Below are 15,370 nucleotides of genomic sequence, written 5' to 3'. Positions count from 1 at the left end.
ACGGGTGAGGGATCGCATTCCTGCGTCGTCCCACAGGGGAATGGCCACTCCGGCCGCAGCCTGATGGAATTTGCCCCGATGATCCGTGTCCCGTCTGTCGCACCACGCCAGCGCAGAAATCTTGCCGTCGTCCTTCTTTCGCTCACCGCTCTGCCTGGCATGGCCTTTGCCCAGGCAGAGCGGACGCAGGCCGTTCTGAATCAGGGTGACGCGCAAAAGACGCTCAGCCTGAGCCAGCCTGCCGGATCGCTCGAAGAAGTGCTGACCGGGCTTGCTCGCCAGTCTGGCCGTGACATCCTGTTCTCCAGTGATCAGGTGCGCGGGCGCAAGGCGCCAGCGGTCAAGGGCAGGCTGACGCTCGACAAGGCGCTTGAACGCGCGCTGGGCGGATCAGGCCTGAGTGCGCATGTGCAGGCCGACGGGGTGGTGGTGATCGCGTCGGCTGCGCGGGGCAGCAATTTCAAGCATGACGCCCGCGACGACCGGACAGGACAGGAACATATCACGGTTATCGGGCGTGCCGAGCGTCTGGCCCCCTCGACAGTGCCACTGACCATCACCGAGCCGACTTCTGTCATTCAGAAGCGCTTCATCACCAATAATATCGTGCCGCTGGCAAGTGTGGACGACATCATCAAGTTCCAGCCCAGCATCTGGACGCAGAACCCGAACGGCCCCGGCATGGGCAAGGCCGAAACCATGAGCCTGCGCGGCTTTCAGGATGGTCAGTACAACATGCTCTTCGATGGCATCCCGTTCGGTAATGCCAGCGATCTGCATCACACGACCTCGTCGCTGTTCATCTCGCATTTTCTCGGCGAGGTGCAGGTCAATCGCGGGCCGGGAACAGCCTCAACCATTGGTAACGCCACCTTTGGCGGGACGATCGGGTTTCAGTCCCGCACGCCGGCACAGCATTTTGGCGTCACGCCTTATGGCACCTATGGCAGCTTCAACACGCGTGCCGGTGGTGTCGAGGTGGATTCAGGCAAGACGCGCTTCGGCTCTATGGTGCTCGATCTGCAGCATGAGGAAACCGATGGCTATCTGACTGGCTCGGGCGAGCGTCGTAATAACCTGCTGTTCAAGGATGTGGCGAAGCTGGGCGAAGACACGACCCTGACCCTTCTGACCACCTATAACTGGGAAAACCAGAACACGACCCAAGGGGCGACCCTTCAGCAATATAAAAAATACGGCAAGAATTACGGGCTTTGCGATAACCCGACGCTGCAATGCTATTCCGGCTATCAACCCAGCACCTACACGGCAGATTTCGATTACATCGACATCAAGAGCCGGGTGCTGAGCTGGCTGACTGTCGAAAACCGTCTCTACACCAATGGCTTCGAGCATGATTATACGGAATCGACCGACGCCAGCTCTGACGATCCAGGTGCCAATGGCGTGACGCTCTATTCTGCCAGTGGCAAAAAGCTTGCGACCTACAAGAATGACGTGCCCGGCAAATATGCCGACGCGAAGTTTCGCGATTATGGCGATACGCTCACCTTCAAGGCGCATACGTCGCAGGGCGATGTGCTGCTGGGAGCCTGGGCTGATCTGCAAGATGACCGCCGCTATACCTATGCCGTGGATCTGAGCAAGAACAGCATGATCGTGCCCGGCAAGAATGGTTCGGCGTACAGCTATGATATTTCAGACTTCAACACGACGGTGCAGCCTTATCTCGAATTCGACTGGAAGCCGTTCAAAAACACGGTCATCAAGCCGGGAATCAAATATTCCTATTTCCGTCGTGACTACGACGCCGCGATCAATAAATCGACCAAGGTACCACTGAACGCGACACAGAAATTCAGCTCATGGCAGCCGTCGATCTCGGCAAACCAGATCATTCTGCCGGGCTGGAGCGCCTACGGCCAGATCGCCCGGGGCTTTCTTGCTCCGCCGATGAGTGTGTTCCAGACGCAGAATGTCGGCAATGTCAGCCCCGAGACCACGCTGAATTACCAGATCGGCACGGTTGTACAGCAGAAGCGCTGGACACTGTCTTTTGATGCCTATTACATCAATTTCTCGAATTTCATTGCGTCTGCGCAGATCAAGGTGCCGGGTTTCGGTACGCAGAGCACCTCGGTCAATAGTGGTGGCGCCATCTACAAGGGGCTGGAAGTCGAGGGGCAGTATGCGCTTGGCCATGGCGTATCGCTTTATGGCAATTACAGCGTGAACGATGCCCAGTACAAGCACAGCTCGGTGCGTGTGGCGGCCACACCCAATGTGCTGGCGTCATTCGGTATTCTCTATGACGACAACAAAGGGCCGTATGCGTCACTGATCGGGAAATTCGTCGGCAACCATTATGGGCTCGACAGCACGACCGACAGCGCGGGCAATACGGTATTTGCCAATCAGTATCGCATTGGCAGCACGACCACGGCCGATCTCGCACTTGGCTGGCATTTCAAGAAGCTGGGCGGGTTCATGCGCGACGTGACGCCGAGCCTCAAGATCGCCAATCTGTTCAATAATCGCGCCATCAGCGATTTTGCAGGCAACCAGTCGGCAGCGAGTGCGGGCTATCCCGATGGCGCACCGCTCTACTGGCGGCTGGCAGGGCGCAGCGTGTTTTTCAACCTGACCGTAACGCTGCCCTGAGGAAAAGTCATGACGAAGACGCTTTTATTTGCTGCCTGTCTTGCCTCGCTGGGTCTCGGTTTTGCGGGCCCTGCCTCAGCAGGGACGGTTAGTTTCTCGTCAGCACCACTCCCAGATCATGCTGTTCTTGAACGTGTCGTGCTTGTCGCGCGGCATGGCATTCGCAGCCCGACACATGGGCCGGAGGCCCTTGAGAAGGAAACAGGTGTTGTCTGGCCTGCCTGGCCTGTTGCGCCGGGGCAGCTGACGGAACATGGGCGGGTAACGCTTGGGCGTCTGATGCAGGATATCGCCCTTCATTACGATCTGGCCTGCGCCAGGCATCAGGGCCCGTGCCTGAGCAAGGCAGCGCCTGTGATATGGGCGGATTCCGCCGATGATCGCACGCGGCAGAGCGGGCAGATCATGGCTGAGACTCTCGTTCCGGCGCAGCATCTCATGGCACGGTCACTGTCTCCGGCCATGCATGATCCTCTGTTTGACGCAGTCACGCCTGAATTTATCTCCAGAAACCGGGCGATCCTTGCTGCCGAAGCAGCGTCTCTTCAGCGTGATGACGTTAAAGCACGCCCTCAATCTGTCGATCAGGGCCTGAGGGTTCTGCAGGCATTGATTGCCCCCGAGGGATGCAGCGGCGGAACCTCACCGTGTTTTTCGACGCCTCTGACGCTCGGCGACAAAAAGGGCAGGGCGGTTCTGGAAGGTGGCCCGGCACTGGCAGCGTCTGTGGCCGAGAATATCCTGCTCGTTTATGTGCAGGGCCTCGAAAATGCAGGCCCGCGCTGGGCACAGGCTCTTGCACCGGAGCTTCTGAAACGTGCCCTGCCAGTGCATGACTATCTTTCCGATCTGACGCGCCGACGGGGCACGCTGGTGAAGGAAAAATCGCGGCTCATGGCGGACGCAATCGACCGGTTTCTGAGCGGAGAGAGCGTGACGCTTTCCGATGGGTCGATCGTGCCGCGGGAAACGCGGTTTCTGGCCTTTGCCGGGCATGACACCACGCTCGATGCGTTGGCTGCGCGTTATGGGCTCTACTGGTCCTTTGCCGATCAGCCGGATCGCACCGCACCGGATACGACCCTTGCCTTCGAGCGCTGGCGCGATCGCACTGGCCATGCGCTCTATCGGGTCGTCATTTTCCACCAGTCGCTGGCTGCCTTGCGCAATGGCGGCGGCCTTGATGAGGCCCATGGAGGCGCCATGATGGTGTCGGTAAAGCCTGCGCCTATGCCTGCGGAGTAAAAGAGAACGTCTCAGGTACAACTCTCCACTTGGCGGAGTCGCTGAAATTCGCATAGATCGCAGATTATGACGACAGCGCTTCTCTCCCTTCCGCTCTGGATGCAGTTTCTGGCAGGTTTTATCCTGCTGGGGCTGGGGCTTATGTTCATCCTCATGCCGTTTTCCATCTTTGGCGTGAAACCAAGGCTGGAAGAGGTCGAGTTGCAGCTCAACGAGGTGCGCGCCGAATTGCGAATCATCGCGATGCGCCTTGCGCAGGGGGGCAACGAGACGGGGCCATCGGGCGAGCCTGTTTATGCCCCGCCCCGAAGAAGCTCTGCCCCCATCGAACCGGCAGCGCCTGTCGTGACGCCGGTTTCCCGCGCGCCGGAGCCTTCACGCATGGCTGAACCCATGCCCTGGTCCTCTGAGGCAAGCCGTCAGGCGACCCAGCGAACGATGCATGACAGCGTTCCGACGCCACGCCCTGAACCCGTCGCGAAAGAGGTCCCTCCCATGCGTGAGGCTCCGCGCGATAGTGGGTTTGAGGAGCGCCGGGAGCGTCCCGCGCCCTTGCCCGAGGCCCGTGACGATTACAGCTATGCGGAGTCCGGGGCTCAGGAGAGCGTGCACCGCATTCTGAGACCAACTCATTTCGATCCGCCGCCACAGCGCGAGGCACCTCGCCCCCCAAGGCCGCCAGTGGCGCAGGATCAGGGAAATACTGGCCCATTGCGAAATGAGGTGCAGGATCAGGACGATGCCTGGCGCCTGAGGGTGCAGCGGCAGGAAATGGCCCCGCGCAGTGCCGCCGCAGAGGCAGAGCGTCTCAGGCAGGCAGAAGAGGCTGGCGCGCGTCGCGTACGTTCGGAGCCGACCCTGAGATGGCCGCCGCGCCCCTGAAGGCAGCCGTCTCAGCGAGTGCCATCCTCCAGGATGAGGGTGTTGCAGGTCACCGTAACGTGCGGAATTGAAACCATTTTTTAAATCGGGCTGGCGATAGCCGGAAAATTCCCGTCTAGTCCGGGCCTTGTACCATCGGCTGGTCACGAGAGATTGCGCGGCAGAAACAAGCTGGGACGCGGTCCCTCTCCCCTGGATTTGTGTCATAGTATATCGACATCCATCCCAGTGGTGAGGTGAAGGAGTCACAACAACATGACCCGCAAATTGGACCAGCAAACCTGCCTCAAAGAGGGGCATGAAGCCGATCATGTGCGGCCGAGACGATCATTGCTCGTCGGTGGCGCGGCCCTCATGACAGCGGGCACCATTAGAAGTGCCGTCGCGGCAGTCGGTCAGAAAAAACCCGCCACAGGCTCTCTGGGGCCACTCCCCGAGCCGCCACCGGCTTTCACCGCGGGTCCCATCAAACCGGGGCGCGGCTCGCAGCTTGCCGGGCGCGTTGCTGTGGTGACTGGCGCCGCTCGTGGCATCGGGCGCGCCATTGCCGTCGAATATGCGGCCAATGGTGCTGACGTGGTGGCTCTCGATATTGCTGGCCCGGTCAGCCCTGTAGCCGATGCGGTGCCTGCCAGTGGTGACGAGCTTGAGGAGACCGTGCGTCAGATCAGGGCATTCGGTCGCAACGCCATGGCGATCAAGGCCGATATCCGGCAGATCGCGGCGCTGCGTGCGGCAGCGGAACAGGTTATCGCACATTTTGGCAGGATCGATATTCTGGTCGCCAATGCGGCCATCCAGGGCTGGAAGCCGCTTCTGGAAATGGACGATGCCGACTGGGACGACCAGATCGAGAATAATCTCAATGGCACGTCACGCACCTTGCGCGCTTTCGTGCCGCATATGATCGACCGCCATGGGGGCAGGGTGCTGATCGTCTCTTCCATGCAGGGGCGGCACGGAACCAGAAACGGTGCCAGCTATTCGGCCTCAAAATGGGGGCTGATCGGTCTCATGAAGTCGGCGGCGATGGAATTCGCACCGTATGGCATGACGGTGAACGCCATTATCCCCGGGCTTGTCGGCACGGCACTCACGCTTAATTCCCAGCGTCTCGCCGCCGTCGAGCAGCAGGCCCATCACAAGGTCAAGGGCGACGTGACAGCGGCCCAGGCCTGGCGTGACCGTGCCAGAAGCGAGGTTCAGCCTGTCGGCTGGCTGCGACCCGAGGATATCTCGCCGATCGCCGTCTTTCTGGCATCTGACGCGTCTGCCCTGACGACAGGGGCCGAGTTCGAGGTGAATGGCGGCGACAGCGCGCTCATGACCTGAGGGCAGGGAGCGTTTGCGCTCCCTTTGTCTTCTTTTCTAAGGCTGTTTGATCTCTCGCAAAGGAGATTTCAGCGGATCAGAACCAGATCGTCGCGATGGATCAGTTCATCGCGGCCACTATGGCCGAGGCAGCGCGTGATATCCTCGGAGCGATGCCCCGCGATCTTGCGGGAGTCTTCGGCATCATAGGCCGTCAGCCCACGCCCGATCTCATGGCCTTCCTCGTCGAGGATGACCACCAGATCGCCTTGAGCGAAGACGCCTTCGATGGCCTTGACGCCTGCAGGCAGCAGCGAACTACCATTGAGCAGGGCGCGCGCGGCACCCTGATCGACCGTGACGCGTCCCTTGGTCTGCAAAGCGCCGGCAAGCCAGCGTTTGCGGGCGGAGCCAGCATCTTCGGAAGCGAGAAACCAGGTGCAGCGGCCGTCATCAAGCAGGGTGCTGATAGGATGGGGCGAAAGGCCCGAGGCGATGGCCATGCGGGCGCCTGCCCGGGTTGCGATCTGGGCCGCCAGCAATTTGGTATGCATGCCACCGGAGGAGTAGCCCGGTGGCGGCGCACCGCCCATGGCCATGATTGATTCCGTCAGCGCGTCGACGACCGGCAGATGTTCGGCTGTCGGGTCGAGGCGCGGGTCGGCGGTATAGAGGCCGTCAATATCCGAAAGCAGAACCAGCGTATCAGCGCCGATCATCTGTGCGACACGAGCCGCCAGACGGTCATTATCGCCAAAGCGTATTTCTGTCGTGGCGATGGCATCATTTTCGTTGATGACAGGCACGCAGCCCAGATCGAGCAATGTGCGCAGCGTCGCACGCGCGTTCAGATGACGTTCACGGTCTTCCGTATCGCCGGGTGTGAGCAGCAATTGCCCCGCCGTGAGATTCTGCAGGGCAAGAGCTGCGCTCCAGGCCTGAGCGAGCTGGATCTGACCGACGCTGGCTGCCGCCTGCTTTTCGTCCAGACGCAGCCTGCGCCCGATGAGACCCAGACGTACTCTCGCCAGGGCGATGGCGCCGGAGGACACCACAACAACGTCGGTCCCCTGAGCGCGCAGCCTCGCGATATCCTCGCAGACCGTGCTCAACCAGTGATGGCGAAGCTCGGCGTTCTTGGCATCGACAAGAAGGGCAGAGCCGATCTTGATGACAACGCAGCGTGCTTCGGCCAGTCGATTGGTCACAGAGAGGTCTCGCGTTCTTCCAGACGGTATTGGGTGACGCGATCCTGCACCAGACGCAGCAGCTCTGCCAGCCCCTCATGCGTTGCTGCCGACAAGGTGAACACTTCGGCGTCGGAAGCCTTGGCGAGCGCCTTTTTCTTGGCGGTAATCTGGGTCTTTGTCAGGGCATCGCATTTGTTGAGCACGATGATCTCCGGCTTTTCGGCCAGGGTTTCATCATAGGCGGCAAGCTCGTTTCTGATCATGCGGTAGTTCTTGACCAGCTGGCTCTCGGTGCCATCCAGAAGATGGATGAGCATGGCGCAGCGTTCGACATGGCCCAGAAAGCGGTCGCCCAGACCAGCGCCTTCACTCGCGCCCTCGATAAGGCCCGGAATATCGGCAATGACGAATTCCTCGGTCGCCGAAAGACGCACGACACCGAGTTGGGGATGCAGCGTCGTGAACGGGTAATCGGCAATCTTGGGCTTGGCGCGCGAGCAGACCGAGAGCAGGGTGGATTTGCCTGCATTCGGCAGACCTACGAGCCCGACATCGGCAATCAGTTTCAGGCGCAGCCACACCCAGCGTTCCTCGCCCGGCCAGCCCTTGTCTGCACGGCGCGGGGCACGGTTGGTGCTGGTCTTGAAGTTCGCATTGCCGAACCCGCCATCGCCACCCTTGCAGAGCAGCACTTCCTTGCCGTCCTCGTCGAGATCGGCCAGCATGGTCTCGCGGTCATCGTCGAAAATCTGAGTGCCGATCGGCACATTGATGATGACGGTCTCAGCCTTGGCGCCGGTTCGGTCGGAGCCCGCTCCATTGCCGCCCTTGCGGGCACGGAAATGCTGCGTGTAGCGGAAATCGATCAATGTGTTCAGATTGGGTACGGCGCGGAAAATGATGTCGCCGCCGCGGCCACCATTGCCGCCGTCAGGGCCGCCGAACTCGACATATTTTTCACGACGAAACGCGACGACACCATCCCCGCCATCGCCGGAGCGTACATAGATCTTGGCCTGGTCGAGGAATTTCATCGTCTGTCTCGTCTTCGTCCAAAAATAACGGTCTAAACAAGAAAGGCCGGCCCAAGTGGACCGGCCTCTCCCGTCAACTGGTTGTGGCCAGTCTTTACTCTGCGGCTTCTGCCAGCGTCACGGAAACGTGGACGCGGCCTTCAGCGCGGCGCGTGAACTTCACGGCGCCATCGGCGAGAGCGAACAGGGTGTGGTCACGACCAACGCCAACGTTCGAACCGGCCATCATCTTCGTGCCGCGCTGGCGGACGATGATGTTGCCAGCGATGACGGCTTCGCCACCGAACTTCTTTACGCCGAGACGGCGACCAGCACTGTCGCGTCCGTTACGGCTCGAACCGCCTGCCTTTTTTTGTGCCATGGAGGTCTCTCCTTCTCTCTAGCGTCAGTTACGCTGCGTTGATCGCGTCGATGCGCAGGACGGTCACGTGCTGACGATGACCGTTCTTGCGACGGCTGTTCTGCCGGCGGCGCTTCTTGAAGATGATGACCGTGTCCAGGCGGTCCTGGGCGATCACGGTTGCCGTGACGGTGGCGCCAGGGACCAGCGGAGCGCCGATCTTGATGCCGGCGTCAGAGCCAACGGCCAGAACGTCGGAGAAGGTGATGGTCGTGCCGGCTTCGGCTTCGAGCTTTTCAACCTTCAGCGTGACCTGCGGGGTGACGCGATACTGCTTTCCGCCGGTGCGGATGACTGCGAACATATGTAAACTCTCTCAAGTCCGATCTCTTGGCAATTTTGCCGGGGTTTTCCCCCAGTCGGCATTGCCCAGTCGCTTTTTATTATTGGCCGGCGCGCAAGCACGTCTGCGAGGGGGGCTCACTACAGGAGGCGGCACGGCGACGTCAATCTTTATCGCGCTGCCACGGCAGGAAAATAAGGGGATGGCAAAAAGAATCGTCACGCCCCCTCTTGCGCGTGGCGCGATCTGCCCCTTATAAGCCGCCCACGACCAGGTGATCCTGCTACGGAGAGGTGCCAGAGTGGTCGATTGGGACGGTCTCGAAAACCGTTGTGCCTTCACGGGCACCGTGGGTTCGAATCCCACCCTCTCCGCCAGACCCGTCTAACGGTGTCTTCAGGTCACCGGTCATTATCTGCCCCCGCTCAAATCAGCCGCTGCTCAGTCCATCAGAACGGATACCGTTTTTGGTGGACGATTTCTGATTTGTGCCTGTCACGGGGCTGAATGCTTTTCACTGCCTGCGAGAAACTCTAGAAGGGCTCATCCCGAAGGCAGTTGACGCCTTTGAACTGATGACAAGTCGGGTGCCGTCATGAAAGCTGTTTTGCTTCATGGACGCATCGCAAGAAAAACAGGACGATCAGACTCGTGAAAAGCGATATTTGCCCGCAATGCGGCTGTGAACACATCTATCAGGATGGCGGGCTCTGGGTCTGTCCCGAATGTGCCCTCGAATGGAGTATTTCGGAAGGCGCCGCCCCCGCTCAGGATGATGCCGTGGTGCGCGATGCCAATGGAAATCCCCTTGAAGACGGTGATACCGTCACCATCATCAAGGATCTGAAGGTCAAGGGATCGTCCTCAGTCATCAAGGGCGGCACCAAGATCAAGGGGGTTCGCCTTACCGATGGCCATGACGGGCATAATCTGTCCTGCAAGATACCGGGCATCGGTGCCATGAACCTCAAGTCGGAATTCGTCCGCAAGGCCTAGGTGCCGCAGGAAAGAGGAGGCAGCATGACGCGTGATCATTTTGGCGCCACCAGGATGGATCGTCGCACCTTGCTCACCGCCTCTTTCGCCGGATCGCTTTCCCTGCTTGGCGGCTGTCACGGGCCATCGCGCTCGCAATCGCCCGATCAGATCGCCCTCTGGCCCAATACGCCACCCGGTGGGGGTGGGCCCGGAGGAATCGAGCAATCCACGGTAACAGGGGCGCTCTATAATATACGCGAGCCAAGGCTGGAGATATTCCGGCCGGAGCGACCCAATGGCAGCGCCGTTCTCGTGGCGGCTGGCGGTGGCTATCAGCGGATCGGCATGCGTCGAGAAGCCTATCCGGCGGCACGATGGCTGACGGCACGGGGCATCACGGCGTTCGTTTTAGTCTATCGCCTTCCGGGTGAGGGCTGGGCCGAGGGACCGCTCGCCCCGCTTCAGGATGCGCGGCGCGCTCTGGCCTTGATCCGGCATCGCGCGTCTGCCGAAGATCTCGATCTAGACCGGGTTTCGCTGCTGGGGTTCTCGGCTGGCGGTCATCTTATGGGGATGACCGCCACGCATTGGGCCGGGGCAGGGCCGTTCTCTGCCGGGCCGGTCGGGGGTAGGCTGGCTCCTCTCGCCGGTGCCGCCCTGATCTATCCGGTCATCACGCTGGAAAAACCGTACGACCGCACGGCGACGCATCGTGACCTTGTCGGCACGAATTCCGACCCCGCTTTGGCGCGGTTGTGGTCCGTGCAGAGCCATGTGACATCAGGCTATCCGCCAGTCTTTCTAACCCAGGCGGATAATGATCGCATCGCCAACCCCTATAATGCGGCGCTCATGGCGCGCACCTGCGAGGCGATTGGCACCGAGGTCGATTATCACCGCCTGCCCACGGGCGGGCACGGCTTTGGCATGGGAGAGCCTGATCATGTCACATCCGAATGGCCCAACTGGTATCACGCCTGGCTGACCGAGCGCGGCATGGCCTGAGAGGGCCATTTTTCAGCGCGAGGGTGGATTGTGGCGTCGGCCCATCACGTAGGTTGCCTCGATGGCCCGATCGTCACCCAGCATCGACAGGGCGAAAAGCAGATCCGGCACGGTTTCGGCCCGCTCGGCCCGTTGAGCCATGAGGGGCGTGGCCATGGGATTCAGCACGCAGATATCGGCCTCGGCACCCGGTTCGAGCTGACCAATCTGCGGTGCAAGGCCAAGCGCCTGGGCCGCCCCGGCTGTGGCCAGCCAGTAGGATTGCACAGGGTGCAGGCTCGTGCCGTGCGATTGGGCCGCCGTATAGGCATCGTTCATGACACGCAGCATCGAAAGACTGTTGCCGCCGCCGATATCGGTGCCAAGGGCGACCGCGACACGGCGGTCTGGACGCAAGGCATCGAAAAGACGGAACGCCCCGCTGCCCAGAAAGGCGTTCGATGTCGGGCAATGGGCGAGGGTACAGCCCGCATGAGAGCAGCGTGTGAGATCCTGCTCCGTGACATACACCGCATGGCCGAAGATGCTGCGGGGCCGCACAAGCCCGGCACGATCATAGACATCGAGATAACCGGAGCGATGCGGAAACAGCGCCTCGACCCAGCGCGCTTCCTGCACGGTTTCAAGCAGATGGGTCTGCATGAACAGGCCCGGTGCCGTATCGAGCAACGCACCGGCAAGGTTCAGCTGCTCTTCCGTGCTTGTTGGCGCAAAGCGTGGTGTGACGGCGTAAAGCTGCCGGCCCGTGCCATGCCAGGTGTCGATAAGGCGTCGCGACTCATCATAGCCGCTTTGTGCCGTATCGCGCAGATAATCGGGCGCATTGCGATCCATCAGCACCTTGCCCGCAATCATGCGGGTGTTGCGCTTTTGTGAGGCTGTGAAGAATGCCTCCACCGATTCAGGATGAACCGTACAATAGACCGCTGCTGTCGTGGTGCCATGATCGAGCAGACTGTCGAGAAAGCTCTCGGCAATCTGACCGGCATAGACGCGATCGACAAAGCGGCGTTCTTCCGGAAAGACATAGCGTTCGAGCCATGAAAGAAGCTGCTCGCCATAAGAGGCAATGACGCCGAATTGCGGGTAATGCACATGAGCGTCGATGAAGCCGGGCCCGATCAGACATCCACGATGATCTGTGACCGGCATGTCCGGCGGCAAGTCGCGAGCGAGATCGGCGTAGCTGCCAATCGCGGTGATACGACCGGACTCGATGACTACGAGGCCGTCAGTGTCAGTCAGCAAGGCATCCTGTGGCGGCATGTCGAACGGGTTGCCGGCAAAGCGCAGGGTCGTGCCACGCAAGGCGAGGCTTGGTAGTTCGGGCGTCATCGCGACTCCTCCAGAATGTAGCGGCTCGTGAAGCTCTGGGTCTCGTCGAGAAACGCCGCATTGGCCACCAGCTCATCCCTGATGACCACGAGATAGGAAATGCCCCGGATCAGTTCGAGCCGTGTCACCAGATCGCGCTCGGTGCGATCAAGCGCGCGCAGGCGGCGTACAGCGGCAGCGGCAACCCGAGCGGGCCGGTCATGGCGGTCACGTGTGTATTCCATCCGGTCGAGAAGCAACTCGATGGCCCGTCGCGCGGTAACTGGCAGATGCTCGCGATCAAGAAGGGTGCGCAATCTGATGGCATTGAGGCCGATCGTCATGACGGCAAGTGTGCCTTGCAGATAGCTCTCGACAATCGGCAGAGGCGAGGGGCCGGCATGGCGGATAAGCCGGGCAAAGCGATCGATGTTGCGGCCGATCCAGAGGCGGGTTTCGGGCGCCTTGCGCAAATGACAGAGCGCACGCAATTCGCCCAGCATCTGCTTGCGCAGACGCAGACGCTCCGATTGCGGGTTGAAAGGCAGGAATGTGTGAAACACCAGAACGGCGGCGCAGGCCGCCATGACGGTTGAGGTTGCTCCGTTGAAGAAGGCAATTTCATCAAGCCGGTGGTGGTTTTGCACATTCACCATACTTGGCATCAGAAGCCCGTAAGCGGCTGCGGCCCCAGCTGTCGGCACATTGACCCGGGCAAGACCGCCTATGAACATCGCAGGCCCGAAGGCCATGATGAACATTTCATACGTGTCGAATTTTGGCACGAAAATGAAGGTGAGAATCCCCCCCGCAATAACCGACCAGATCGTTCCCTTGAGAAAGGTGGTGGTGCCAAGAACCGGATTTTCCTGAGTGGCAAACAAGCCGCAGATCAGCGAGGTCATTGAAATGAAGGCGGTGCCATTCGGCCAGGCAGTCACCTCCCAGACCAGCGCCGTGAACAGGATGGCTGCCATCACGCGCAGGCCGTTATTGATTGCGTTGCGCGGATCGTGATGGGATTGCAGGCGGAACTGGAAACGATCGCCACGAATGAGATGTGTGCTGGCATCATATTCGATGATGGCGATCTCGAGATCGTTCAGTAGCTCGCCCAGTGCAACATGCAGCACGCGTTCATCGACCGGGGCGAGCAGAACGGGTTCTTCCTGATCCGATCGTATGAAAGGGGCTGCGTGAACGCGGCAATCTTCAATAAGGATATGCAGATCGGCGAGGATGGATTGTACGGGCTCCTGCGCTTTCAGCCGCGCCTCAAGCCCACGCAGAAAGATCTGGGCGTCATGCGACGTCTCTCGAAAACTGCCATGGCTGTGTGAGAGCGCTGCCAGACGGGCGGCCATGCCGAAGCCTCGTGAGAGCAGGATGGAAACGGCAGCAAGGGCAGCGCGGGCATGGTCGCCCTCATGCCCATGCGGCCCCATCTCGATTTCTGCAAACTCGATTTCGCTGTTGAGACGCAGGATGGTGGCGAAAAGCTCGCGCGCCTTGCGCTGGGTCGTAGCCGCATCAGAGAGGATATCGGCGATCGAGAGTGACACCAGAGACAGGGCCGATTGCAGCTTGGTACGCACGGCCTGCCGTGCCTGACGCTCCTGACTGGTGGCAAAGATGAGGCCCATCGCCGCCTCGCAGATCACACCGAGCGCAATATAGGTCGAGCGCGAGACCGCGATCATGAAGACGTTTTCAGGGTCGTAGACCGCGCCCATTGCGATGATGGCGCAGGTATAGCCCGACAAGACGAGGGCATAAGCGCGAAAATTACTGACAAAGGTCGCAATGCCTGCGCACAGCCCCATCCAGAGCGCCAGTGTCAGAAAGAACAGGAGCGGTTGCTGGGGGAACACTGTGAAAAGACCGACTGCCGCGATGGCGCCGATAACGGTTCCAACGATACGCCATCTGGCCTTTGAGAGACTTTCTCCACGCGTGCCCTGTGCGACGGCCCAGACGGTCATTGTTGCCCAGATCGGGCTGTCGAGCTCCATCCACATGGCAATGCCGAGAGCAAGAAGGGCGGCGATAGTATTGCGCAGGGCAAACTCGACCGCCTGCGAGGAGGGGGCATAAAGCCACGCCCATCGATTGCGGCGCAGCGACAGGGAGACGCTTCCGAAGGCATTGGGGTTCAGGGAAAAACGGGAAAAGAAGCGCAAGACAGGCAAGACCGGGATTCACACGGTTGAAAAAGGCCGATGCGGCACAGAAGTGCCCATGATGACAGTCTGCGGGAATGAAGAAAAGCGCGGTGCGGCTTCCACGATCTAAACATTCATTAATTCGATTCGGGTATAGCCGCAGAATAGCGCGAGCCCTGACATCCGCCTCGCAAAGAATGCGCAGTGCTTTAGTCACCCCTCCGGTTTCGCTCTCGAGGATGGGCACGCGTGGCAGAAAATTTGTTAACGACCGTTATTCAGCGCGCGTGAATGCTGGGTCGCTTGCTGACGGGCGGTGGAACGCAATACGGACTGCGCTGTTAGAGGCACGGCCTTACTTCGTTACCGGTCTGTTGCGCCAGTATCAATTCGATGCAGTGCAGTTGAGAAGTAAAGCCGGAAGAGTATGACGAAGGAAACTTTCACTGTGGGAGCATCATCGGCACCAAATGACATCCGGCAATCGACTCGTTCCCTTGATGTGGAGACAAGAGAGGGCGTTTCTGGTGTTGCCATAGCTCTTCGCGTAGAAGACGGCGCGTCGAAATGACTCGGAGACGGGTATGTTGCTTCCAGCGCCAAAGAATAGGTTACGTTAATTATTCAGTAATTGACCTCATTTCTGACATAAATGTTTTTAGGTAAAAAAAATAATCCTGATTATCCTTGATTTATCAAAAAGTTTACAAAGGTGCTCTATTGTATTTTCACGGGCGTTGACGGAATGGTCAGAAAAAACCGCTTTTAAACGACACGAATAGGGATTATTTTCTTGCTGAAGAGAAGGAACCATTGTGAATTCTATCTGTTTTTAACAGGAATCTTCGAAGAGAATAAAAACCAAAGAATAAAACGTTAAACCTATTTACCTCACAAGGGTGATGGTATAAAAGATCCAGTTAAAAGAGTTAAACTTCAACAAA

General features: G+C 59.6%; 12 protein-coding genes and 1 tRNA gene. 7 read left to right on the top strand and 6 right to left on the bottom strand.

What is annotated here, in order from left to right; translation table 11 throughout:
* Window positions 1-78: 78 nt before the first annotated feature.
* The 4 genes from AA105894_RS01230 to AA105894_RS01215 all read left to right on the top strand — a co-directional run bounded on the left by AA105894_RS01230 (window position 79) and on the right by AA105894_RS01215 (window position 6,081).
* Window positions 79-2,622 (top strand): TonB-dependent receptor domain-containing protein, encoded by a 2,544-nt coding sequence (locus tag AA105894_RS01230; protein WP_267310128.1) that lies wholly within the window; start codon window positions 79-81, stop codon window positions 2,620-2,622.
* 9 nt (window positions 2,623-2,631) lie between these two features.
* Window positions 2,632-3,867, top strand: coding sequence for a histidine-type phosphatase (locus AA105894_RS01225; protein ID WP_267310127.1), 1,236 nt, complete (start codon window positions 2,632-2,634; stop codon window positions 3,865-3,867).
* Between the two features lie 66 nt (window positions 3,868-3,933).
* Window positions 3,934-4,749, top strand: a complete 816-nt coding sequence (locus tag AA105894_RS01220) for a hypothetical protein (RefSeq protein WP_267310126.1) — start codon at window positions 3,934-3,936, stop codon at window positions 4,747-4,749.
* 255 nt (window positions 4,750-5,004) lie between these two features.
* A complete protein-coding gene (locus AA105894_RS01215; RefSeq protein WP_267310125.1) occupies window positions 5,005-6,081 on the top strand; it encodes an SDR family oxidoreductase in 1,077 nt (358 codons plus the stop codon).
* Window positions 6,082-6,149: 68 nt separating this feature from the next.
* Here AA105894_RS01215 and proB read toward each other — a convergent pair whose 3' ends face one another.
* The 4 genes from proB to rplU form a co-directional block, all read right to left on the bottom strand.
* Window positions 6,150-7,268, bottom strand: a complete 1,119-nt coding sequence (gene proB, locus AA105894_RS01210) for a glutamate 5-kinase (RefSeq protein WP_267310124.1) — start codon at window positions 7,266-7,268, stop codon at window positions 6,150-6,152.
* The gene (gene obgE / locus AA105894_RS01205) at window positions 7,265-8,284 is read right to left on the bottom strand and encodes a GTPase ObgE (protein ID WP_188427010.1); all 1,020 of its coding nucleotides are present in this window, start codon (window positions 8,282-8,284) and stop codon (window positions 7,265-7,267) included. The genes proB and obgE overlap by 4 nt, the downstream gene beginning before the upstream one ends.
* A 94-nt stretch (window positions 8,285-8,378) precedes the next feature.
* Window positions 8,379-8,645 (bottom strand): 50S ribosomal protein L27, encoded by a 267-nt coding sequence (rpmA, locus tag AA105894_RS01200; RefSeq protein WP_025840841.1) that lies wholly within the window; start codon window positions 8,643-8,645, stop codon window positions 8,379-8,381.
* Window positions 8,646-8,673: 28 nt separating this feature from the next.
* Window positions 8,674-8,988: a 50S ribosomal protein L21 gene (gene rplU / locus AA105894_RS01195; RefSeq protein WP_188427008.1), complete on the bottom strand. Its 315-nt coding sequence runs from the start codon at window positions 8,986-8,988 to the stop codon at window positions 8,674-8,676.
* A 266-nt stretch (window positions 8,989-9,254) separates the two neighbouring features.
* Here rplU and AA105894_RS01190 point away from each other — a divergent pair.
* The 3 genes from AA105894_RS01190 (at window position 9,255) to AA105894_RS01180 (ending at window position 10,950) form a co-directional block, all read left to right on the top strand.
* Window positions 9,255-9,344, top strand: a tRNA-Ser gene (locus tag AA105894_RS01190).
* Between the two features lie 274 nt (window positions 9,345-9,618).
* Window positions 9,619-9,963: a zinc ribbon domain-containing protein YjdM gene (locus tag AA105894_RS01185; RefSeq protein ID WP_188427006.1), complete on the top strand. Its 345-nt coding sequence runs from the start codon at window positions 9,619-9,621 to the stop codon at window positions 9,961-9,963.
* A gap of 24 nt (window positions 9,964-9,987) precedes the next feature.
* Window positions 9,988-10,950, top strand: coding sequence for an alpha/beta hydrolase (locus AA105894_RS01180; protein ID WP_267310123.1), 963 nt, complete (start codon window positions 9,988-9,990; stop codon window positions 10,948-10,950).
* Window positions 10,951-10,962: 12 nt separating this feature from the next.
* Here AA105894_RS01180 and guaD read toward each other — a convergent pair whose 3' ends face one another.
* Complete coding sequence (gene guaD, locus AA105894_RS01175; protein ID WP_267310122.1) at window positions 10,963-12,285, bottom strand: guanine deaminase; 1,323 nt, start codon at window positions 12,283-12,285, stop codon at window positions 10,963-10,965.
* Window positions 12,282-14,444: an FUSC family protein gene (locus AA105894_RS01170; RefSeq protein ID WP_267310121.1), complete on the bottom strand. Its 2,163-nt coding sequence runs from the start codon at window positions 14,442-14,444 to the stop codon at window positions 12,282-12,284. The genes guaD and AA105894_RS01170 overlap by 4 nt, the downstream gene beginning before the upstream one ends.
* Window positions 14,445-15,370: the final 926 nt, after the last annotated feature.

The sequence above is a fragment of the Asaia spathodeae NBRC 105894 genome, from assembly GCF_025994195.1.
In the GTDB taxonomy this organism is placed as follows: Bacteria; Pseudomonadota; Alphaproteobacteria; order Acetobacterales; family Acetobacteraceae; genus Asaia; species Asaia siamensis.
The sequence above is the reverse complement of the archived record's forward strand: the minus strand, read 5'-3'. Positions and strand labels throughout refer to the sequence as shown.